This window comes from Mucilaginibacter flavidus (assembly GCF_024055575.1).
Taxonomy (GTDB): Bacteria; Bacteroidota; Bacteroidia; order Sphingobacteriales; family Sphingobacteriaceae; genus Mucilaginibacter; species Mucilaginibacter flavidus.
This window is the reverse complement of the sequence record NZ_JAMXOE010000002.1, coordinates 764,858-787,554: the sequence shown is the minus strand read 5'-3', so window position 1 is coordinate 787,554 and position 22,697 is coordinate 764,858. Positions and strand designations below refer to the sequence as shown.

Annotated in this window: 21 protein-coding genes; 7 read left to right on the top strand and 14 right to left on the bottom strand. The window is 39.5% G+C overall.

Annotated elements, in window-relative coordinates; translation table 11 throughout:
• From NAF19_RS07635 to NAF19_RS07610, 7 genes are all read right to left on the bottom strand, one after another.
• Entirely contained in the window at positions 1–1,200 is a 1,200-nt protein-coding gene (locus NAF19_RS07635; RefSeq protein ID WP_252789229.1) for an acetate/propionate family kinase, read from the bottom strand.
• Between the two features lie 186 nt (positions 1,201–1,386).
• Complete coding sequence (locus tag NAF19_RS07630) at positions 1,387–2,076, bottom strand: VIT1/CCC1 transporter family protein (protein WP_252789228.1); 690 nt, start codon at positions 2,074–2,076, stop codon at positions 1,387–1,389.
• Positions 2,077–2,446: 370 nt separating this feature from the next.
• Complete coding sequence (locus tag NAF19_RS30715; RefSeq protein WP_370362858.1) at positions 2,447–2,554, bottom strand: hypothetical protein; 108 nt, start codon at positions 2,552–2,554, stop codon at positions 2,447–2,449.
• A 350-nt stretch (positions 2,555–2,904) separates the two neighbouring features.
• On the bottom strand, positions 2,905–3,228 hold the full coding sequence (locus tag NAF19_RS07625) for an MFS transporter (RefSeq protein ID WP_252789227.1): 324 nt from the start codon (positions 3,226–3,228) through the stop codon (positions 2,905–2,907).
• A 1-nt stretch (position 3,229) separates the two neighbouring features.
• A complete protein-coding gene (locus NAF19_RS07620) occupies positions 3,230–4,489 on the bottom strand; it encodes a hypothetical protein (protein WP_252789226.1) in 1,260 nt (419 codons plus the stop codon).
• Positions 4,486–6,156, bottom strand: coding sequence for a 2Fe-2S iron-sulfur cluster-binding protein (locus NAF19_RS07615; protein WP_256484232.1), 1,671 nt, complete (start codon positions 6,154–6,156; stop codon positions 4,486–4,488). The genes NAF19_RS07620 and NAF19_RS07615 overlap by 4 nt, the downstream gene beginning before the upstream one ends.
• Before the next feature lie 73 nt (positions 6,157–6,229).
• On the bottom strand, positions 6,230–6,535 hold the full coding sequence (locus NAF19_RS07610) for a hypothetical protein (protein WP_252789224.1): 306 nt from the start codon (positions 6,533–6,535) through the stop codon (positions 6,230–6,232).
• A gap of 102 nt (positions 6,536–6,637) precedes the next feature.
• On the opposite strand from NAF19_RS07610, the gene NAF19_RS07605 reads away from it, so the two are divergent.
• Positions 6,638–6,865: a hypothetical protein gene (locus NAF19_RS07605; protein ID WP_252789223.1), complete on the top strand. Its 228-nt coding sequence runs from the start codon at positions 6,638–6,640 to the stop codon at positions 6,863–6,865.
• A 336-nt stretch (positions 6,866–7,201) separates the two neighbouring features.
• Here NAF19_RS07605 and NAF19_RS07600 read toward each other — a convergent pair whose 3' ends face one another.
• From NAF19_RS07600 to NAF19_RS07575, 6 genes are all read right to left on the bottom strand, one after another.
• Positions 7,202–7,864, bottom strand: coding sequence for a hypothetical protein (locus NAF19_RS07600; RefSeq protein ID WP_252789222.1), 663 nt, complete (start codon positions 7,862–7,864; stop codon positions 7,202–7,204).
• A complete protein-coding gene (locus NAF19_RS07595) occupies positions 7,864–8,034 on the bottom strand; it encodes a hypothetical protein (protein ID WP_252789221.1) in 171 nt (56 codons plus the stop codon). Before NAF19_RS07595 ends, NAF19_RS07600 begins: the two co-directional genes overlap by 1 nt.
• A gap of 123 nt (positions 8,035–8,157) precedes the next feature.
• Positions 8,158–9,015 carry a hypothetical protein gene (locus NAF19_RS07590; protein WP_252789220.1) on the bottom strand — a complete coding sequence of 286 codons (858 nt, stop codon included), beginning with the start codon at positions 9,013–9,015 and terminating at the stop codon, positions 8,158–8,160.
• A 1,234-nt stretch (positions 9,016–10,249) separates the two neighbouring features.
• On the bottom strand, positions 10,250–10,579 hold the full coding sequence (locus tag NAF19_RS07585) for a hypothetical protein (RefSeq protein ID WP_252789219.1): 330 nt from the start codon (positions 10,577–10,579) through the stop codon (positions 10,250–10,252).
• 29 nt (positions 10,580–10,608) lie between these two features.
• Positions 10,609–10,887, bottom strand: coding sequence for a helix-turn-helix domain-containing protein (locus NAF19_RS07580; RefSeq protein WP_252789218.1), 279 nt, complete (start codon positions 10,885–10,887; stop codon positions 10,609–10,611).
• A gap of 12 nt (positions 10,888–10,899) precedes the next feature.
• Complete coding sequence (locus NAF19_RS07575) at positions 10,900–11,430, bottom strand: hypothetical protein (protein WP_252789217.1); 531 nt, start codon at positions 11,428–11,430, stop codon at positions 10,900–10,902.
• 230 nt (positions 11,431–11,660) lie between these two features.
• Between NAF19_RS07575 and NAF19_RS07570 the strand changes: the two genes are divergently transcribed.
• The gene (locus tag NAF19_RS07570) at positions 11,661–12,248 is read left to right on the top strand and encodes a hypothetical protein (protein WP_252789216.1); all 588 of its coding nucleotides are present in this window, start codon (positions 11,661–11,663) and stop codon (positions 12,246–12,248) included.
• Between the two features lie 10 nt (positions 12,249–12,258).
• Here NAF19_RS07570 and NAF19_RS07565 read toward each other — a convergent pair whose 3' ends face one another.
• On the bottom strand, positions 12,259–12,651 hold the full coding sequence (locus NAF19_RS07565; protein ID WP_252789215.1) for a helix-turn-helix domain-containing protein: 393 nt from the start codon (positions 12,649–12,651) through the stop codon (positions 12,259–12,261).
• Between the two features lie 457 nt (positions 12,652–13,108).
• Between NAF19_RS07565 and NAF19_RS07560 the strand changes: the two genes are divergently transcribed.
• The 5 genes from NAF19_RS07560 (at position 13,109) to NAF19_RS07540 (ending at position 22,692) form a co-directional block, all read left to right on the top strand.
• Complete coding sequence (locus NAF19_RS07560; RefSeq protein WP_252789214.1) at positions 13,109–13,432, top strand: RNA polymerase sigma factor; 324 nt, start codon at positions 13,109–13,111, stop codon at positions 13,430–13,432.
• Positions 13,433–13,451: 19 nt separating this feature from the next.
• Positions 13,452–13,736: an RNA polymerase sigma factor gene (locus tag NAF19_RS07555; RefSeq protein WP_252789213.1), complete on the top strand. Its 285-nt coding sequence runs from the start codon at positions 13,452–13,454 to the stop codon at positions 13,734–13,736.
• Between the two features lie 204 nt (positions 13,737–13,940).
• The gene (locus NAF19_RS07550; RefSeq protein WP_252789212.1) at positions 13,941–17,561 is read left to right on the top strand and encodes an ABC transporter permease; all 3,621 of its coding nucleotides are present in this window, start codon (positions 13,941–13,943) and stop codon (positions 17,559–17,561) included.
• A 309-nt stretch (positions 17,562–17,870) separates the two neighbouring features.
• Positions 17,871–18,920, top strand: a complete 1,050-nt coding sequence (locus NAF19_RS07545; protein WP_252789211.1) for a FecR family protein — start codon at positions 17,871–17,873, stop codon at positions 18,918–18,920.
• A 202-nt stretch (positions 18,921–19,122) separates the two neighbouring features.
• Positions 19,123–22,692: a SusC/RagA family TonB-linked outer membrane protein gene (locus NAF19_RS07540; RefSeq protein ID WP_252789210.1), complete on the top strand. Its 3,570-nt coding sequence runs from the start codon at positions 19,123–19,125 to the stop codon at positions 22,690–22,692.
• Positions 22,693–22,697 lie beyond the last annotated feature (5 nt).

Below are 22,697 nucleotides of genomic sequence, written 5' to 3'. Positions count from 1 at the left end.
TTATTTTTTAATATCCTGTTTTATTACCCTGCAAACCATGCGGGCTATCATTAATTCTTCGTTGGTTGGAATAACGCGAATGGTAACCTTGCCAGTGCTTTTAGAGATGATCGCTGCATTTTCAGCATTCTTCTTTTTATCCAGGTCAATTCCTAAAAATTCAAGATCAGCACATATCCTATCCCGTACCGCAGGCGCATGTTCGCCAATGCCACCGGAAAACACCAAAGTGTCTAAACCCCCTAAAACGGCGGCGTAAGCCCCGATATATTTTTTAGTTTGATAGCAAAAAAATTCAATGGCTTCGGCAGCGCGGTGATCGGCATGACGGATTTTGAGCAGCTGCCGCATATCAGCGCTGGTTTCCGAAATACCAAGCAGGCCCGATTCATGGTTGACCAGGTGATTGAACTGGTATGGACTCAATTTTTCGTGTTGCATCAGGTAAGCCGCCACACCCGGATCAAGGTCACCTGTCCGCGTGCTCATTGGTATACCAGCAGTTGGCGTAAAGCCCATACTGGTATCCATGCTTTTGCCATTTTTGACAGCGGCAAGACTGGCACCGCTGCCCAGGTGCGCTATAATAACCTTGCCCTTAGCAGCTTCCTTACCGGCGATCCTTTCCAATTCCTCCATGAGGTAGGCATAAGAGAGCCCATGGAAACCGTAGCGCCTGATACCGGCCTTACTGAACCGGCGTGGAATAGCCAATAGTTTAGCCACCGTTGGCATGGTAGCATGAAATGCGGTATCAAAGCAGGCCACCTGTACGATGGATCTGTAGCGCTTGCTGAGCAGCCCGATCATCTTAATTTCTTCCGGTAAGTGCTCCGGGTCATAAGCGCTTATTTCTTTTAGTTTACCCAATAATTGAGTTGTAATTTTTTCAGGCATGGTATGTTCCAGCCCGTGAACCACCCGGTGCCCGACCGCTTTAATATGATCAAAGGCATCCTGTTTTTCCAGCCAGTCTAATAAAGCATTACCGGCTTCATGGTGATCGCCACCTTTTATATCGATGATGTTTTGTTCCGAACCAGCCTTTGTAAAACTGAGCTTGCAGGTTTGGGTACCAATATTTTCCACCTGACCCGACAATAAAAGCGATAAAGGGGTTTTAATAGCATACAGCGCAAACTTAATGCTGAACGAACCGCCATTGATGGTCAATACAGAGCCCTTGTTCGATCTCGTCATAGTAGATTTTTATGGGAATAATTGAAAGCAGTAGTATTGGGCAGGAACGAAATAATTTAAAGGCCTTTTATGTTCGGTTGCAATTTTATGGCCATTAAGAACTACTGCTGATATAAGCCATAAAAGCAGTAAAGGTTTTAATTTAAAATTAATATTATTTGGCGTAAGGTTGGAGCTGTTTTGAACTTACCCGGTCTTTACGCTGAATAAATATCCAACTAAAGCGGTGATGCCCATGGCTATGGTTCCCCAAAAGCAGATTCTGATAATACCTTTCACCATACTTGAACCACCTGCCTTTGCGGCGATTGCTCCCGACAATGCAAGAAATATAATGGCCAAAGAATAAAGCAAAATAACCATCATACCTATAGGGGCAAATAAAGAAACCAAAAAGGGCAACAACCCGCCGGATATAAATGATGCGCCGGAAGCTAAAGCTGCCTGCAATGGCTTTGGCTGCGAAAATTCATTAATTCCTAATTCGTCCTTAGCATGAGCTTCTAAGGCATTGTGCTTTGAAAGCTGTTTAGCTACCTGCAATGACAATTTAATGTCTAAGCCGCGTTTTTCATATATTTTCGCAAGCTCTTTTAGCTCGATATCAGGTATGGTTTCAAGCTCTTTCTTCTCTCTTTCTAAATCTGCAGTTTCTATGTCAGACTGTGAACTGACAGAAACATATTCACCCGCTGCCATTGATAATGCCCCTGCAACTAATCCGGCTAACGCTGCCAGAATGATCGGGCTTCTCGTGGTACTGGCCGCAGCTACTCCGATTGCTATACTTGTTGTTGAAAGGATACCATCGTTTGCACCTAAAACAGCCGCCCTGAGCCATCTACTTCTATTGGTATAATGCTTTTCCAGTTCCATTCTTTATTGTTTGACCTTCGTAATTGAATTAAACCATGAACAAATACCTTTGTTTGATTATTTGGTTTTATCCAGATTAAGGATATTTTCGCAAAGGCAGCTTTAATAAACAAATCGACGGGTACTTACTAAAGGGCATAAGCCAATTCTCCGTCCTCAATTGCACCAAGTAAAAAGGCCGACCAGCAGATAGGATTATACCAGTCTGAAATAATACCTGTTCAGCGGTCATATTATCCGGCGCCATAGACAGCTGATGTTCACATACGGCACACAGAGATGTTTTGCCTCTTCACGAAGTAGCCGTTGCATCCAGGAACGGCTACTTCGTATGCAGTCTAATAATTTTAGGCCATTTGTTTAGCAAGATTTATCTCGGTAGGGACATAAAAAAAGAAGCTCCTTCACCCGGTTTAGACGACACCCTGATCGTGCCATTTAAAGCTGTGACCAAGTCTTTAACAGTAGATAACCCAATGCCCGTGCCGTTTTGTTATAACGATCGGTAACTTTGTATTTGTATTTGCACATAATTACAATTGTGAAGTTAGCTTTCGGTAGTTCTACACCCTTTTGCATTAATTTTTATTTGGTTCTACTATACGTTCGATTGATTAAAACTGATTTACTTAAAAACACAGCTATGAAGAAACGGGTCATTGATCTCTCAAGACACCTGACTGGAGCGGGAATTAAAGAAAATTTTCAGAACAGAAAATCTATGCCGTGTTACTTCTGTTATTGTGGCTTTTAGTTTTTATATTGAAGAACTAAAAGCCATAATCACAACTTGCCAACAAAGTTCGTTATGCCTATTTATTTGAATATTCAGTTACTACCATATTTTTGTCGAGCCGCTTCATAAATCAAAGCCTTTTCTGGGATTGAAAAACACTTGAACAGAGCACTTAAAAAATACCCCCAACGAATAAAGGGTATCCGTCTGCTAAGATGATCGGATAATTTGCCAAAATAGCCTTTACTAAACCCGGCAACTGCTTCAGCAAGTTCTTCTAAAACTCCTATTAATAATACCGAAAAGCCAATGTGCTTTAAGTATATGGGCATTACCGGGTACAGCATCTCACTTGAGATGTCGGTAAGCAAACTCACCAATGATAGTATCCAAATAGCCCTTGTTATAATTTGCATATTAAAATCTTAAATATCTGGCCGCGTTAACCCGGAACTCAAAACGAAACTCATCAAAATTTTGCTGGCCAGGACTTATTATTTGCGAAGAACCGTTTAATAAGTGTTTCGCGTACTCGACATGAAAGTTTACTAATTTATGTGTGAATGGCAAATTATAATTGATCCCTAACCGAACCGCCTGTTCTGTGGCGGCTGAGACCCTATTTGATAAATTAACAAGATCATACCTAACAAATGGAACAAGATCCCCGGTATTTTCTTCGTCAAAGAGCTGAAATTGCAGCATGGCATAGCCGCCTGCGACATTTAAACCCTGATCTGAATAACGCGAGTAAATCGTTTCATATTCAAACGTATATAAATGCTTGCCGAGTTTATTTGTATAATCCAGGTTGTTTTCAAAGCTAAATTTATTCCCGGTGGCGGGTGTGCTGCCAAGTGAAACCTGGTTTATTGCAGACACCAGAACAAAACTCCGGTTGGTAATATCAGTCGTCCGGTCAATGGCAACACCAACATTCAATCTTTCAGGGCTTTTGTCCGTAGGCTGGATGAAGGTTTTGGTTACTTTAATAGCTATATCTTTCCAAAACTGATAACGGGGCGTATCTGTATTCATGGAACCCCGGTTGTCCTGCATGGCAAATTGCAAAAAAACAGTAGGATTAATTTGCTTCTGTATTTGCAAGCCCCACTGCGTGCCGAAATTATTAACGGAGCCATGTTCTTCTAATATCAGGCTTCTGTTAATGGTAACAAGATTGCCTGACGAGAGGTTATCTTCCCGTGAAAAAACATGCGTGTTTTCGCCAAATAGTATTCTGAATTTATTCGGATCGTCCGCATTTTGAAAAGCAATAAATAAATTTTCCCAGTCTTTAAAACGTTTGGTTGCCTGGAAGAACTTATTATCTGTAAAGTCAACTTCGTAAAATAATACCGTTCTGTACCTGTTGCCACTGATGCGAAAGTTATAAGCCGGAAGCCTAAATTCCATCCCCTGCCTTACGCGCCGGAATGCGGAATAATCGCCAGGAGAAAATAAACCTTCCGCATAAGCCCAGGTTGTTAAAGTAAAATCTCCATTTTTATACTGTAAACCGGAATCCTTGTCATATTGAAAAGGGTGGGGACGCGTGGAACTGTCATCAAGGGTGAATTTTTTAGTAGTATCAGTCGTTTGCGCATGAAGTTTCATAGTAAAAAACAGCCAGGTTATGGAAACCATAGCCATTACCGGATATTTTAACTTGCTCATGATTTTACTGCATCATAATCAATCTTGATATTCCCGGTCAGCGGAATGGCCTGGCAAGTCAAAATTAAGTTTTCCTGAATGTCTATGTCTGTTAAAGAAGCGTGCTTTTTCATTACAACTGTGCCATCCAAAAGCTTTGCTTTGCAGCTTGAACAAATCCCTTCTTTACAGGAATACGGTGCATTGATACCTTCTTCCAATAGCGCATCCAATAGCGTTTGTTCTTTTGCACAATTCGTTTCACTGTTGCTACCCTCCAATTTTGCGCTTAACCCGGCACCTGCATTAGTAATATCTTCCAAACCGGTACCTGCTTTTAATGGGTCGTTTTCATCACTAATAGATATAAATCTTTCCAGACGAATTTTAAGCGGTGGTATTCTATGCTGAATTAATTCTTGCTCGACTAATTCCATAAATGGCGAAGGCCCGCATATGTAATAGACAGTATCTGCAACCGGCATGTTCTTCCATCTATTCATAAACTGAACTATTTTATCTTGATCAATTCGCCCCTTCAATCCGTCCCATCCCACTGAAGCAGCACTTAAAATATGGGTTACCGAAAATCTTCCCTGGTAAAAAGCCTGTAACTCTTCCAATTTCTCCTTAAAAATAACTGAACCCAATTCCCGGTTAGCATAGATCAGGGAAACATGTGTATGTGACTGCCTGAGCAATAAAGATTTAATAATAGAGAAAATGGGTGTAATGCCACTTCCACCGGCAAAAAAGACAAAATGAGAAGGATTCGTTAAATGGTTTTCTTTAAAAAAATTGCCCGCTGGCGGAAGGACAAAAAGCTCGTTGCCTGGCTTCAGATTATCATTTAAAAGATTGGATACGACACCATCTTTCACCCGCTTAACCGTAAAATAAAACGTATTATCTGAATACGGCGAACTGGCAAGCGAATATGCCCTTTTATACTCCTTACCGTTCACTGATATTTTTAACTGGATAAATTGACCCGATGTATATTTAAATGCACTTTTGAGCTTTTCCGGTATATTTAGTACAAAGGTTTTTGTATCAATTGTTTCTGTGACTATTTGCGAGATGTGCAGTTTATAAAACTTTGCTGATTGTCTTTTTCCGATCTCGAAACGAACCCTGAAAAAGATTGCAGCTAATAAAACCAATAAACATGCTTCACTGGCTACCTTTTCCGCATCCAGGAAATCAACCGGCCTGTTCTTTAATTCCGGGTCCATCACAATCCCATGCACAACGAAAAGCAAACCTGTTGCGTAAGAAATTAAGTGAATATTTTTCCAGGTGCGAAACCCAAGCCGGTTTTTTACAAATTTTTGCGTTGTCAGGATAACCAGTACAATGGCAAACATGGAGATCGTGCCTAAAGCCACAAAAAGCTTTTGAGTGGGCGCATGAACGGGAAAAACAAGGTCAATAAATGAAAATTTTGTTGCTGGGTCAAAGAGCAATAACACCGGATGCAGCAATATGATGGACAAAGCAATGTAAGCTGTCCGGTTATGCCAGTTATAGATATTAAAGCTTTTTAGGGCTTTAGGTAACCTGTTATAAAGGGATGATCTTTGATAAGATGTAATGATCAATATGCCAAACAGGTAATTGACGGTTAAAATAAGGGTGGCTACAATACCCGAATCAGCGGATAATTGCAGAAATATAGAATCTGTCATTGATTGTGATTTTTAATTTCCATAAAGTACCTGCCGGATAAATGACAGGCGAATTTGAGAACTGGAAATAAAATCAGATACGAAAAACGGAGTATTGCAAAAACAACCTTTCGGGTGGTAGAAATCGGGAAAGATTAGAAAGTTTTTGAGGGTTTATTTTAGTGCAAAATGGTAATATAACAACGCCAAAAACAATTAGCAGGGATAAAATAGCTAACTGAACGGGGGAATGAAAGTCATTCAGTTTTTCGATTGCTATTTTAAATTGTTGCTCCTGCTTAAAATTGGCTTTACTTTCTTCCTGATCAAACTCCAATACTGATGAAAGGTAAAAAACACCTGCCAGGAGCAGGAAAAATACAGGGGTTTTCCGTTTCACTATGCAAATATAACTATAACTCGGTCAATTTTTAATTTCAATAAGTTTGTTTACAGATTGTGAAGGTTATCTGTAACTCAAAATGAATGCAAATGTTTATAAATGCAGTTGTCCTTATACTGGCAGGATTTAGGTTACAGCAAAGATATCGGGCTAGTGATTTTGTCAACGATAGGAAATCACATACAACCGGAACCGAAGAAATATGCACCTGTGGGAAACCTGCCATTTGTTACCGAAACTTTAAAGAAATTATTGGAAACGGTAGATGCTTACTATACCCATGATAGGAGACCCATATCGCAGGTTAACTTAGTCTATTTTGACTAATATAATTGTGTTTGTATATTAGCATGTAATCGCCTTTGCACCTAATTATAGTTGCAATTGTTTAATTAACAGTTCTACACCCTTTTGTATTAATTTCTATTTCGGTAATATTTAAACATTCAGTTGAGAAATCAGTTTACTTAAAACAGTTATGAAGAAACGAGGCATTGATCATGCGAGATAACTGACTGCAGCGGGAATCAAAGGAAAAATTTCAAAACAGAAAATCTATGCAGTTCTACTTCTGTTATTGTGGCTTTTGGTTTTTTTATGGAGGAGTTGAGATCCATTATCACAGCTTGCCAACAAAGTTAGTTATATCTATTTCTTTGATATTTAGGTATTGCCGTATTTTTTGTCAAGCCACTTCATAAAATCAAAGCCCTTTCTGGGATTGAAAAACCCCTGAATACAATCCGGGTTTCTGATACAAATTTGTATGTGGCTTTTTTCAAAAATGCCGGCACCGGTAAAGGCTGGCCCTCCCTCGGTAAATACGCCCCTGGTGGAATCAAAATGCTTGATCCCACTGAATCCCTTCGCTGCAATTTCCGACTGGTATTGCTTGTATATCCCGGCATGCATGTACTCAATAGTGGTACAATCCAGCACTCTTAAAATCTTATCTTTATTAATATCGTAGGCGAGGTCTTTATTTTCAGGAAGTTCTTCTCCGAGCGCGTGGTATCTGCTGGCCATCAATTGGTAATGGAATTTTAACAATTGAATATAACGGCTATCCAAAAAATCACAGCAATAATTTAAATGAAGAACTGCCCCGACAACTGCAGGGACTTTGATCTCTCCGCGCTTCTTTTTGTCTTTGGCCCATTGTAAGGCCCTTTCATAATTGTTTTCCCAAAAGTACATGCCGTGACCAAGCCAGTCATAAGGCTTTTCACTCAACTGAATGGTACTGGAACTATTAATGAACTTGTTTTTGATCTCTTCTTCGCAGCCATGAAAACCAATGATCAGATTTGGCCGGGACTCATACATCAGGCAGATTTAACCAATTTATTTAAGATAGCATACGGCGCGGTGAACTCTCCTTTGTCGTTCTTGATGCCTGCCGAAATAAAGGATTGAAGCGCCTGTTCCTTTGTAGGAACGGTTTTGAGTTCTTCTTTAACCAAGTCGGTCAATTTTTTTAAATCCTTGTCGCTCATGATCGTAATAATTAATAACAAATATCGACAAATTATTTTAATAACTCAAATCATTATAGCAAGAGTGACGTGGGCCTGGTTATGTTTACCGACCAATATAATGCCGGCTGAAAATCATCTTTACTAATTATAATTGGAAAGGTTATAGTTGGCATTGAGCCAGTTGATCATGCCAATCAGGTGTCCCTTTAGTTTTTGTGCAGTGGCAAATTCAACGTCGGTGGATTTTTTTTGCAAGCTATCCGGAGAAATGTACAAAGTGTTTGGTGTGTAAAAGTGACCGGCAAAAAATTTGAATAACTCGCCAAGGTTTTCTTTTACTAAAAATCCTTTTTCAATTTGCATCCTGATGAATAGTCCAAACTGCGGAACCGGTAAATTGATCAGGAACCGCGAATTTGTTTGTGCGTTTTTAGTATCGCATATAAACCTCCGTTGTAACTTAACCCTTTTTTTTGCAAAAGTATATTTACCATTTACAAATTCACCCAGTTCCATAAATAGACTTCTGTTCTTAGATGGCATCGTGAGCCCTTTTTCAGTCGTCAGGTTGTAAAGCCTGTCCTTTTCCGCCAATAACATTTCTCGTTGTTCATGCAGGCCGGGAATGTCATCCAGGCGCTCCCTGAGTTGATAAAGGTAAAAGAGGTAAAACGCTTGTGTGTTAAAATCGTGAATGATCAGCAGGTCGGCCAGTTTTTTGTTGTCCAATTCAGAATCCTTTAACAGCAGATCCATCAGGGATGTGATGTACCTCGTGTCGTCCAAGGTAATGTCTTTTTTATTTATAAGCGCTGATAGGCCGGTTATGACTACATCCAATAGTTCTTTATCAATAACGAAGGCATTAAAATGATCCGATACTTTATAAAACTTTTCTTTTAAGCGGGGTATAACCGCTCGAAGATTTGCCTGTGATATTTTTACGCTTGCTGTCTGTGCCGGAAAGGATTCACCCAGCGACAAAAGGAGTCCTTCCAATAGATTAAGTGAATAATAGTAATGTTCCTTGATACTCCGCGCTTGGGGATGATTTTTTAGTAAAGCTGAATTTTTTAAAATGTAGGCATTCAGCGTATTACTTAAATTGACAATTCCGGTAATTAAACTTTCGATGTGCTTTTGGTCATATTCCTGAATGCTCAAAGGCCATTCTGAAACCGCGAGAAGTATTGTAGCTTCTTCCTTTTCCAGAAAATTTTTCCATTTATTAAATTCTGATGTAGTTATATGCTTGCCGATAAAATTTTTAGGTTCTATTGACTCTTGTACAAATAGCCGTAGTTGGACAGATATAAAGTTCATAAATGATGCTAAAAATTCGTTTTTTGAAACATAAAATTTACTGCCAAAACTAAGTGACCTGCTAAAGGGTATAAATACTTATATCAGGGGTTTACGGTAACTAAATAGGGGTATGTTTGATGACATACCCAAAGATTTAACCTTCCGGCAATGATTTCTCGTCCAATTGCAGCGGCATCATTTTATATTCCTTGAAAAAGGACTATTTTTAATTAAATGAGTTTAAAGAAAGTAAAGTGATAAGATGTATCGGGATCGATGATGAATTTTCGTGCAATGAAATATTGAAAGAGTATTGCAGTAGGATACCATTCATTGAGCTTGTAGCCGCGTTTACTGATCCGTTATCGGCGGTGCTTTTATTAAAAGTGGAGAATTTGATCTCGTATTTCTTGATTTTTATATGAGCAATATCAAGGCCCGAGCCTCTTTGCCCGATATTCCCTCCCCGATTAAAGTCACTATTATGACATCTGAACTTTAAGCAGAATCAAAGAATATGAAATGACAGTAACCGATATCATACCAAGCCCTATTCATTTGAACGGTTCTTAGCGGTCGTTAAATCAGTTGACAAGAAAACAAAAAGACAGCACCTAAGTTTATACCAAAAGTGAATATCGCTATGTTAAGTCTTACAATATGAGAAAGATGTCGTTGTTATATTGTTTGATTCTATTTAGTTGCTCAACTCAAAAATCGGTTGTAACAGATTTTGCTGTGATTCAAAAACATCCCAGACCTATAAAAATATTTTGTATTGGCTATTGGAAGGCCGGTTATATAGTACTTACCTTGCTGGATGCGAAAAAGAGTATTTTACGATCATAGCGAATCGAAATGATTCTTTAAAATCAACACTATCTATTTACCTTAACTTGAATATTCTGGCATTGTAAGGTAATGTCAATTATTCAATAAACCGGCTTTGTAAGTCAGGCCTGATATAAAAAGTACTTGGAATTTTTTGATGGGAAATTTTATTTGTTAATTCTCTGTGAACTTCAGGAGTCCAGGTTAGCTGTTGTTTATTATCAGCTTTGACTAGGCCATACTTCCCCCCGAAACCCACTTCCGCTTTATGAAACAAGAATTTAGTACTATCACCCAGTTTTTGCACTTCAAAAATATGATAGGGCATCATCCCACCATCCAGCTTATTGCCTTCCTTGATAAGAAATACTACTTTAAAAGTATCGTCGCCTATGATATAATGTTCATTAAAAACTTCTTGCATCATGATTTCTATGTAGATTATAAGTATAATTATTAAGCGTGAGCATGCTCACGGGCAGTATAGATAAGTGGAGCCCCTAATTCTGCTTCCAGTTTAGCCAGGGTTTTAAGGGTGAGGTTATGGTTTCCTTTAAGCCACTTGTTAATTTCGGATGGCTTTTTATTCATTTTTGCAGCCAGGTCTTTTTGAGTATAGCCCTTCTCCTGCATGAGCTCATTAATTCTTACCACGATATCAGTATATTGACGTACAAAAATACGCACTTCCTGTGGAGTTTCATCCTGTATCCTTTGCGAAACTTTACTTCTCATAGCCTTATATTTTTAAAGAAAAATGTCTTCGTCATTATTGGCAGAAACTATTCTCCTTTTATTTTCATCAATTATAATTTCACCGTCTTTTAACCCTTCCTCGATCCGTTTTGCAAACCGGCAGGCTTCCACCCATTTAAGGTGAATATCTTTACTCTCCTGATTTGTCCAGGCAGATTTAATACCCCCGTTAAACAAAACCACAATATCGCTGCGGTTATTGATCCGCAAAGCGTACAACCGAAGCGGGAAATTAGGATAGGCAAACAATACTTGTTTCACCTTTACCTTACCTGTATTGGGTAAGCCGGTAACTTCATTTTCCGACCGGTTAAACAAAGCATCAATAGCCCCGTGATCATCGCCCAAACTATCCAGCACAAAACTTAACATCTGCTGGGTCGCTGTTTTTAGTTCAGGAATGGCGTCGTATTTATTAAAGAACTTATCTGTTTCACTTTCGCTTGCATCCTCCCAACGTACAGTATAAAACGTACACTTCTTCCCTTCGTCATCCCAAATTTCTAATGCAAAGATATTCACTTATAAGTTAATTTACAATATTTTGTTTTATGATTAATTTTATAATCCATTTATGACATGTCGGTAGTTAAATAAACGTTTTTCTTTCCCATTTCTTACTCGTTACAGCAGTTGTAAAATTAAGTATCATTAGATATATTAAGATTAATAGGCATTGTTGACTCATTAATAAACTTTAAGGCATAAATTATAATTATTACTAACGATGAGCGTTTAACTTTACTATAACTATGTTATTTGCATTGCCACTTATGAAAGCACCTATTTCCTCCTTTTTAATACTTGCATTTTTGTTTTTTGTAAAAGTTTCTGCGATTGCTCAACCCCCGACCAGGATTATTGCAGGGAAGGTATTAATTAATGATGGTACCATGAAATTTACAGCTGCAAAATTTAGACCCATTGTAGATAGCTTGGATAAAGTTCTTAAAGTCCATCCCACCGACACCATTAGTCTTTTCTATCGTGCTTTATTTTATTCGCTTAGTAATAATTTGATGGCCAGGCCCTACCAAAAAGAAAACAGTGCTTTGGATAACCTTATCATTGGGAAAAGTCAAATTGAAAAAGCGATCAGCTTAGGCATGTCGGATTTTAAAACAAGAGTCTTACGCGCCCAAATTTATGGTGATATTGCCTATAGATATACTGGTGACGAATCATGGATGTTTAATAAAAAGCAGATCGCTGATCGAAAAACACAATATAACAGCTTTAAGGAACTGGCTAATAAATATTACGATGAGCTGGCTGTTCTTGATAAGGGAAATGCTTATGATTATCAGAAATTAAGGATTACGGCAAATTATCCATTGTAAAGTACCTGAATTATTTTTTCTTTTTAATAGTCAATTTTTTAATTGATGTTTTCTCCTCATGCAATGAGATTACTTTTTTCTGAGTTTCAATAATATCAGATAAATACTTCAATTTTTCTCCATTAGCATTTGATTCAGTTTCCAATTCAATAATGCGATTTTGAAGGGTAACAATATCCTTGCTGAACATGCTTTTTAATGGTTCCTCACTTAAGTAATAAAGGAAAAGATTTTTATTAAGAAGTTTTGAAAATAGTATAAGTTTATCGATATCTACAGAGTCTCTTTTGTAGATATCGTAAAGCGTTGATTCGCTAACATTAACATATTCAGCAACAAACTTCGCTTTTAGTCCCTTCTCGTGCACAAAACCATGAATGATACTACCTATTTCTACCCCCATATGCAAATCTGATAAAAGAGAGGTCGAGAAATATCTTTTTAAACTATGATAAAATAATAGTTTCTACTATTATTATTTGATAGTTTTTATGAAAATATTATCTTTGTATTAAGAGAATGAATGAACACTGTTGATTATGGCAGCATTCTCTATTCAAATTAATAGTATGCGAACATTCAGAATAGAAAATTTATAATTTTGCAGGACTTACCTTTTGCTTATAAGTAAGACTGCTTACGAGCCTCGCAGCTAAATCTGACAATTTAATCCAGCGAGTGTAAGTGCAGCACCTCGACCCTATATATACGATAGGGCTGGTGCTCGCTTATGTCTTTTGTTGGAGGCCATTACGAAAGGAATGGTTGGCTTTGTCAGAGCCATGCTACATTAGACTTTGCGGGTTACCGGCCCTATTGTATTTTACAATAATCCAGCCTTCATTTCTTTTGGCTTGCCATTGATTTTCAATTTAGGAGGCAAAGAAATGACTTCGGATAATGAAAATTTAAAGCTTCTAATTCAGCAACTCCAACAAGGAAGTGAGCGGGCCTTTACTATTTTGTACGATCAATTTAGTAAACCAATTTACAGGAATATCCTTCGATTGGTTAAAGATGAAGACATTGCGCAGGAACTGTTACAAGATCTGTTTTTGAAGATTTGGGAAATCAGGCAAAATATAAAACAGGAAGGCTCCTTTAAATCCTTTCTTAATAAAGTTGCGGAAAATATGGTTTATATGCACTTCCGGAAAATAGCCAAGGATAACCGGGCTAATTGAAAAATTGGTAATATCGTATGTGGATTATGAAATAAATAAGGAAGAATCAATTCTTTCTGAAGAAAATCTCGACTTTCTACAAATAGCAATTGGTACTCTCCCTCCCCAAAGAAAGCAAATATACACCTTATGTAAATTAGAAGGCAAAAGTTACGAAGAAGTGAGTAACTTATTAGGAATTTCAACCTCAACTATTAGCAATCAGATAGTTAAAGCTAATAAAACCGTTAAACAATATTTCTTATTAAATAAAAATGTAATTGTCTTGTTCATTGTGGAGCAAATTTTACTTCACCGGATATGATTTTTCTCTTTTATGAGACTGTTTTTTCATTTTTGGTGAGACCCAAAATCGGGGAAATAATGTACCAGTTCCTGATCTTATGATCAATTCAAAACCGGACAGCCAAATGTTCGCTTTTGTTACAATCGCCACAGTCTGCAAACTATAATTCTATATCTGTCAACATCTTAGAAATTTGGAACAGCGATTGAGTTATTAATTTAGTTGAATGCATATACTTTCCATATCGCCCCATACGACCTGGCCTTCCTGGGAACGATATTTATCGGGCTGACTTTTACTTTGCTGTTGTGGTTCACCAAAAGGATTAACCTGGCTGCCAACAGGTTTCTTGGCCTGGCCCTGGCAACTATCGCTTTGCAGATGGCCTGGTTATTGGGCGTTGATATCCGGCTGGGCACCTACTTTCCACACTGGAGCTGGCTGCCGCTGCAATTTTCGCTGACACTTGGCCCCCTGATCTATTTTTATGTGCTTAAAACAACCCGGCCGGAATATAAGATCCGGTGGAAGGATCTGCTGCATTTCAGTCCCTTGTTGTTGCAACAGGCCGTCCTGGGGCTGGAGATTAAGGAAAGTATAAAGACGGGTGCGGCTACATATAATACACTGACCTTTCAGCAAATGAGCCTGGTATTGCACCTGGCAGCGTTTATTTCGGTCAGCACCTACTTGTATTGGTCTTTCAGGCTAATAGAACGCTTTTATCAACGGCTGAAATTTAATAATGTAAGAGAAAGGTACCGCTACGAATTGCGGTGGCTGTATCGTTTCCTGACGGGTTTCGGCCTGTTATGGCTATTGTGGATCCCGTATGCCGCCGTGGATTATTTTTATTACCATGGCCAGATGAATATCCAAACTTGTTATCCTTTGTATCTCTTTTTGGCAATAGTCTTCATCCGAATTGCAATCGTGTCCTTTTTAAGGCAGGATGTTGCAGTGCCGGTGCATGCGCCTTTTGTTTCCAGGCCGTCACCGCCCGCGGAACTGAAGCAAAAAGGTACGTGGCTGAAGAAAGTCGTTAAAGAAAACTGCTATTACCAAGACCCGGAATTAAGTTTAGGCTCACTTGCTGAAAAGCTTGACTTGACTCTCCATGAGTTATCCCGGATCATCAATGCGGTGCTCAAAAAAAGCTTTAATGATTTCATTAATGAATATCGTATTGCTGAAGTGATCCAGAAAATGCAGAACCCGGTTTATGACCGGTTAACCCTGCTGGGCATTGCTTTTGACTCAGGGTTCAAGTCAAAAACAACTTTTAGCCGGGCCTTTCGGCGAATGACCGGGAAAACCCCGGGAGAATACAGCAGCGATCTGAAAAAAGAGGGTTCATCTTATAACTTGAACCCTCATTCCCGCTCTTCAGCGATAGTTTCGTGTCACGAAGTCACTCCCAAGTGGTCTTATGAGAAATTAAATCGCAATTTTATGTTTAGAAATTATTTAAAGATCGCATGGCGCAATACGCTGCACAACAAAGTTTACAGCATGCTAAACATCACCGGCCTGGCAGCCGGTATGGCCGTGGCACTCCTGATCGGTTTATGGGTGATTAACCAATATTCTTATGATCGTTTTCTGCCAGGCTATAAGCAATTATACCAGGTTGAGATGAACCTGACCTCGCAGCATAACGGCACGAGTACCCAAACTTCCATAGCGCTGCCACTGACTGATGTTTTAAAGAAAGAGATCCCCGGCATACAGTACGTTGCTGAAGCTGACAATATAGGCCGCATGAACCACGGCCTTTTGGTGGGCGATAAAAAGCTGTACCTGGGCGGAGGAGCAGTCGGTGCGGATTTCTTTAAGATATTTCAATATCCGTTTGTTAAAGGCAACACTAATTCAGCCCTAAAGGATATTTATTCAATAGTCATAACCGAATCGACCGCCAAAGCATTGTTTGGCGACGCCGATCCGATGGGAAAATCCATTCGCTTTGATAATTCGCAGAACATGACGGTAGCGGGTGTTATCCGCAATATCCCTGCAAATGCTACGCTACAATTCAATTACCTTGTGCCTTTTGCCTACTCAGAAGCAACCGAGGGCTGGATCAAAGATGGACGTACCAAGTGGACTTACAATTCATTCTCCGCCTACGTGGCGCTGGAGCCGGGCGTGACTTACGGGCAGATCGCCCCTAAGATCAGGGACATTGTCAATAAAAGAAGCCCTGAGATGCGGTCATCAAAGCCAGAGGTGATCATGCATCCGCTAGCGGACTGGCATTTATACAATGATTTTAAAAATGGCAAGCCTGCGGGGGGCTTTGTGGAATATGTGCGTTTGTTCAGCATCATCGGTATGCTGGTACTGACCATAGCCTGCATCAATTTCATGAACCTTTCCACTGCCAGATCTGAGAAAAGAGCGAGGGAAGTTGGCGTACGCAAAGCCATCGGCTCAGCGCGTATCGATTTGGTTTACCAGTTTTTGCTGGAGTCTGTCCTGATCACTTTTATATCGTTCCTGCTGGGTTTGCTGCTAGTTCAGCTGGCTTTGCCGGCATTCAATTCGCTGACGGGTTCTGCTGTCCATATTCCTTATGGCAATATCGGTTTCTGGGGTATCATGGTCGTGTTTGTGCTTTTCACGGGTTTGGTAGCGGGGAGCCGGCCGGCGTTTTACCTGTCCTCATTCAACCCGGTTAAGGTGCTGAAGGGCAGCATCCAGATGGGCCGCTGGGCATCCATGCCGAGGAAGGTGCTGGTGGTGGTGCAGTTTACCTGTTCCATTGCCTTGATCATCAGTACCGTGATCGTTTACCAGCAGATCCAGTATGTGAAGAACCGGCCGACAGGCTACAGCGCCGACAGGCTAATGATGACCGACATGAATAGCGACCTTTCCCGCCAGTATGAGGCGCTGAAAAACGATCTATTAGCTTCAGGGCTGGTGGAGAGCGTGGCCTCATCAACCTCGCCGGCCACGCAGGTGTACAGCCATTTTTCGCTGGACAAATGGCCGGGCAAAAATGCTGGCGACGAAAGTGTGAATATCGGCGCAATATGGGTGTCTGAAGATTATTTTAAGACTTTGGGGATGACCTTTTCCGGCGGGCACAATTTTATGGGCGACTGGAAAAGTGACACGCTGAATGTGATAGTGAATGAAGCGATGGTTAGGCGCATCGGTTTGAAAGAGCCCGTTAATCAACTGATAACCATTAATTTCAACCCAAAACCGGTAAAGATCATCGGCGTGGTAAAAGACGCGCTGATGGATTCGCCTTATAGCCCGGTAGAACCTGCCGTTTTCGGGCATAATCCCTTTGGGTTTGTGGTGACGTACCGACTGGCGAAAAACGCCGGCAGCCATACCGCGATAGACAAGATCGGGAGGATATTTGGGAAATATAACCCGGCTTACCCCTACGAGTACAAGTTTGTGAACGAAGAGTATGAACACAAGTTTAACCTGGAGGTGCTGGTGGGCAAACTGGCGGGCGTGTTTGCCGGGCTGGCCATATTTATATCCTGCCTCGGGTTGTTCGGGCTGGCGGCTTACGTTGCTGAACAGCGCACCAAAGAGATCGGCATCCGCAAAGTGCTGGGCGCATCCATAGCCCAGGTTTGGCTGCTGCTTTCGCGCGATTTTATCGTGCTGGTGGTCATCAGCTGTGTCATCGCCTCGCCGGTGGCGTTCTATTTCCTGCACAATTGGCTCCAAAAGTATACCTACCGCGTCGGCATTGGTGTTGGGGTATTCATCGCTTCGGGGATAGCGGCTATTATCATCACACTGTTCACCATCAGCTTCCAGGCTATCAAGGCGGCGCTGACGAATCCGGTGAAGAGTTTGAGAACTGAATAAGGCTAACCAGCCAAAAAAACTAGGTATAACGTGAGATCTGAGATTAGTTGACACACGATGTGGTGCGTTCCGGGGTGAGATACGGAACGCATTTTTACTATTTTATATTTACCGATTAGCCTGAAATACTACAAAGACTTATATGAAATAATAACTGGCTCCCTGCTTCAGGGAGAATACAGTTATCTGGGTCTCACTAAAAATGAAAAAACAGTCTCAGTAAAAAAGGAAACTTACATCGGAAATAAATTTTTTTAAATTTTGATAGTGTAAAAATCCTCTTTTTGCATGTTGTGATAAAATACAACAGTGAATAATCAATCATCCATTTACAAACTCTTTGTAAAATATCTTGAAGACAATTGCACTCCGGAAGAGATAAGACAGCTATTGTTATATTTTGATGATGGCGAAAATGAAAAAGTATTAAGGGTCCTCATACGTGCAGAATTGGGATTTGTAGAAAATGATAAGGACAGCGCCGGAAAAACCGAAACTGCAGTCAACAAAGTAAAATCAATAATCATAAAGGAGATTAGGGATCGAAGTGCTCATGAGTCAAAATCAAGAAAGAATTATAGTATAAAAAAATGGTTGAAAATCGCAGCGCTCTGGCTTGTGCTCATGTCTTCCACGTTATTACTCTTTAACCAGTATATTAAGGAGCGCAATAAATCCCGAAATTTAAAACAATTACTGCATCTATCTACCCAACCAGGGGAAAAGCAGATGCTTCAGCTATACGACGGCACTAAGATTTGGCTAAGCCCTTCCAGCTCTCTTGAATACCAAGATCAGTTAATAGGTAATTATCGCGAGGTAAAGCTGGAAGGCGAAGCTTTTTTTGAAGTAGCCAAAGACAAAAAACATCCATTTATTATTCATACCGGCCAGGTTCAAACGGAGGTTGTGGGCACTTCTTTTAATATTCGAGCATTTAAGCAAAATAAAGTGACGGTGACGGTGGTTACCGGAATCGTCAAGGTTTCAGTTTGGTCGGCAACCAATTTAAAAATTAAACAAGTAACGTTAAAACCTAACCAAAGTGCAGATTTTACTAAAGAAACTCGTACGCTAAAGACAAATAGTGTACCAAACATTCAGACTGAAATAAAAAGGAAGGACGGCATTTTAACTTACAACGGCACGCCCGTTCCGGAAGTGATAGCAAACTTTCGTAGATATTATAATCTATCGATTGAATTGGAAAATAAATCAGCCCAATGCTTATGTTATGGTGAGTTTGATACCACAAAACCTATCAACATTGTGCTTGACCAGTTGGCCGCTGCAATAAACGCAAAGGTGGTTTATAAAAATGAACGATATATTTTACAAGGGGGGTGTGATGATCACTAAAAGGCTGTATCGCGAATAGTTAGAGCGACGCTCTATAACCAGTAAAGATTCTAATAAAAAACTAACTGCAAAAATATGAAAACTTGCTTTATGGGCTTGCCTTTGCCTATTCTTTGGCCTTGTGATAAGCCACCGCCATATCTCTTATCTAATTACAACCTGATTAGCAATTATTCTTTAAACTTTCATTAATGTTTTTTCTATGTACAAACCATTACCCATAAAACGAAAAAAAAGACTGCTGATTTTAAGCATGGCACTCTGGTGCTGTTTTAATTTGGCATTTGCCAGCAGCAGAGTTGCATCTCAAGACCTAACAAAAATAATCAGCTTAGATTTAGAAAGGAAAACCTTAAAAGAGGCTTTTGATCAAATAGCTGAAAAAGCAAAAATTGCGATCATCTATAGTAATATAAATGAGGTCACTAAAAAAGAAGTGACCATGCATGTCAAGAAAAAGGCTTTATATCAAATTTTAAACGATTTATTGCCTCCATATAAATTATCCTATCAAGTTATAGATGACAAAATTGTTATTGTTCAAACAGGTGTTAGACTAAATCCTTCAAAAGACGATAATCGACAATCGCCAGTAAATCAGATTAAAGGAAAGGTTACAGATTCTAACGGTGTGGCTTTACACGGGGCAACCGTCAAACTCAAAGAAGGCTCCACAATAACTATTACCGATCAGAACGGTGATTTTGAAATAAACTCGCCTGAAACAACCGGGACATTGATTATTAGCTTCGTCGGTTACAAGCCAATTGAGGTAAATTTCTCTCAAACGGAAACAGGGCCGTTTAAAATTGTCTTAATTGAAAATCAAAGCACGCTTAGAGAAGTGAGCGTTGTTTCTACGGGTTACCAAACTTTACCAAAAGAAAGAGCTACAGGAAGTTTTGCACAAATTAATAATCCACTTCTAAACCGAAGAGTTAGTACTGATATATTAAGCCGGTTAGAAGGCATTGTTCCTGGTTTATTATTTAATCGTAATACACTTAATTCTTCTAATGGTGTAGCGGACATAAGCATAAGAGGTGTCAGTACAATTAATGCACAAAAACAACCATTAATCGTTTTAGATGGCTTTCCTTATGATGGCGATATTAACAACATCAATCCAAATAGTATTGAAAGCATTTCTATATTAAAAGATGCTGCGGCAGCATCAATTTGGGGCGTAAAATCAGGCAATGGGGTAATCGTGATTACCTCAAAACATGGGTTAAGAAATCAAAAGACCTTAATAGAATTTAATAGTAATGTCACCGTAGGCGAAAAACTAAATTTGAAATACAATTCTAATTTTTTGAATTCTAACGATTTCATTAATTATGAACAGGCTTTATTCAGCAAAGGTTATTATGATGATGATTTAAGTACAGGGTATGTAGCCGTTTCCCCTGCAGTTGCCATTCTTGATAAACAACGCTCCGGCCTCATTTCTTCTTCCGAAGCAGCAAATCAACTCAATACTTTAAGAAATATTGATGTTAGAAATGACCTTAGTAAATACTTTTATCAGCCTTCAGTTAATCAACAGTACAGCTTAAATTTAAAAGGTGGTAGCACTAATAGTGACTATTTTTTCTCAGTTGGATACGATAACAATAAAAGCAATGAAGTCGGCAATCTGAATGACAGGCTTGCAATCAGTTCAAATTATAATTTCTATCCTGTCAAAAACTTAACGATTTCTGCGGGTGTAAATTATGTACAAACGTCAGCAACCGCGAATAGTCCGCTTGCTAATATCAATGGAGGCAATACAAAATCTGGTCTTTATCCCTATGCACAGCTTGTAGATAGTAAAAGTAATTCATTATCCATTGTAAAGGATTATGCTTCATCTTTCGTCGATACAGCAGGAAACGGCAGGTATTATGACTGGAAATACAGACCCCTCGACGAACTGCATAATGCTGATAATAAGTCAACCTCAACAGACAACAGGATAAATTTTGGAATAAAATACGATTTTTTGAAAGGCTTCAGCGCCGAACTCAAATATCAATATGAAAGACAGCATATATCAGGCAACAATTATTTGAGCGATCAAACCTACTACACCGGGGACTTGATCAATCAATTTACACAAGGCTATCCATCGACGACATTGACTTACCCTATACCCCAGGGTGGTATCCTTCAGCAATCATCGAATGATCTTTACTCAAATCACGGACGTTTTCAACTGAACTATAGCAAAAAATTCAACAGTAATAACGAACTGAATGTCATTGCTGGTGCTGAAATAAGCAGCGCAGTTACACAAAGCAACAGTAATACTGCCTATGGATACAGTAAGGAGAATTCCACCACGTCAAATATCGATGCTGTCACCTATTTTCCGACTTATCCATCCACATATGATAGTCAAATACCCAATTCGCTGGGTTTCGGAAAATTCACCGATCACTACCTTTCCTACTTTAGTAATGCCGCTTATACTTACAAAGAAAGATATGTTATTTCAGCAAGCGGCAGAATAGACCAGTCTAATTTATTTGGTGTTAATACCAATCAAAAAGGAGTGCCATTGTATTCAACCGGCCTTGCCTGGCTATTCAGCAAGGAGTCTTTCTTTCACAGCAGTTGGCTCGATTATGGCAAATTGCGGGCAACCTACGGGTATAATGGAAATGTAGACAAAACGGTCGCAGCATTTACCACCCAAAAGCAAATCGGAGGAAATGGCAACTATTATTATGGCATTCCTTTCCTGATTGTTGATAAACCAGGAAACCCCGATCTAAGATGGGAAAAGATTAGAAACATCAATCTTGGTTTAGATTTTAGCACAAAAAATGGCTTAGTATCAGGCTACGTCGAGATCTACTTTAAGAAAGGTGCAGACTTGATCGGAGATACGCAACTCCCGCCAACCACGGGGTTTATTAAGTACAGGGGCAATTATGCCGATATTAAAGGTAGCGGAATTGATGTTGCCTTAAATTCTGAAAATATCCGAAGCGATAACTTCAAATGGGTAACCAATTTCTTATTTAGCAAGGAATCAAATATCGTTACTAAATATAATGTTCAGCAAACCGTAAACACCTGTTTCTTATCGGGCTCGGGAAATGGCACAAATGTAATTCCTTTACAGGGGAGGCCGTTGTACGCCATTTACAGTTACAGATGGGCAGGCTTAAGCCATGATACAGGCGACCCCCAGGGTTATCTTAATGGCATAGTCAGTAAAGATTACAATGCCATCATCAATACTACAACACCCAATAATTTTAAATATGATGGCCCCTCGCGTCCAACAATTTATGGATCGTTGCGAAATAATTTTACTTATCATGCTATCTCTCTATCGTTCAACCTGATTTATAAATTTAATTATTATTTCAGAAAGCCATCTATTGATTACGGCGCATTGGCACAAAGCTGGTTTGGGAACAGCGATTTCATTACACGCTGGCAAAAGCCAGGAGACGAAATTACAAACAACGTCCCATCAACCGCCTACCCTCCATTTGATACCCAGCGGCAGACATTTTACAGCTATTCAACTGCTTTGGTGGCGAAAGGAGATCATATAAGACTACAGGATATTACACTTTCGTACACCCTTGATAACCTAAGTTCGAAGAAACTTCCTTTTCGTAAGCTTCAAATTTATTATTACATCAATAATGTCGCTATTCTTTGGCGGGCAAACCATAGCCATTTAGATCCGAATCTCTATGCTAACGGTTCATATGAAGTACTTCCAATTCCGAGAACATATGCCATAGGCTTAAAAGCAAACTTTTAATCAGC

Coding starts and splice junctions, on each gene's coding strand:
- NAF19_RS07635 (WP_252789229.1), bottom strand. CDS start 1,200: ATGACGAGATCGAACAAGGGCTCTGTATTGACCATCAATGGCGGTTCG.
- NAF19_RS07630 (WP_252789228.1), bottom strand. CDS start 2,076: ATGGAACTGGAAAAGCATTATACCAATAGAAGTAGATGGCTCAGGGCG.
- NAF19_RS07625 (WP_252789227.1), bottom strand. CDS start 3,228: ATGCAAATTATAACAAGGGCTATTTGGATACTATCATTGGTGAGTTTG.
- NAF19_RS07620 (WP_252789226.1), bottom strand. CDS start 4,489: ATGAGCAAGTTAAAATATCCGGTAATGGCTATGGTTTCCATAACCTGG.
- NAF19_RS07615 (WP_256484232.1), bottom strand. CDS start 6,156: ATGACAGATTCTATATTTCTGCAATTATCCGCTGATTCGGGTATTGTA.
- NAF19_RS07605 (WP_252789223.1), top strand. CDS start 6,638: ATGCAGTTGTCCTTATACTGGCAGGATTTAGGTTACAGCAAAGATATC.
- NAF19_RS07600 (WP_252789222.1), bottom strand. CDS start 7,864: ATGTATGAGTCCCGGCCAAATCTGATCATTGGTTTTCATGGCTGCGAA.
- NAF19_RS07595 (WP_252789221.1), bottom strand. CDS start 8,034: ATGAGCGACAAGGATTTAAAAAAATTGACCGACTTGGTTAAAGAAGAA.
- NAF19_RS07585 (WP_252789219.1), bottom strand. CDS start 10,579: ATGATGCAAGAAGTTTTTAATGAACATTATATCATAGGCGACGATACT.
- NAF19_RS07580 (WP_252789218.1), bottom strand. CDS start 10,887: ATGAGAAGTAAAGTTTCGCAAAGGATACAGGATGAAACTCCACAGGAA.
- NAF19_RS07570 (WP_252789216.1), top strand. CDS start 11,661: ATGTTATTTGCATTGCCACTTATGAAAGCACCTATTTCCTCCTTTTTA.
- NAF19_RS07565 (WP_252789215.1), bottom strand. CDS start 12,651: ATGGGGGTAGAAATAGGTAGTATCATTCATGGTTTTGTGCACGAGAAG.
- NAF19_RS07540 (WP_252789210.1), top strand. CDS start 19,123: ATGTACAAACCATTACCCATAAAACGAAAAAAAAGACTGCTGATTTTA.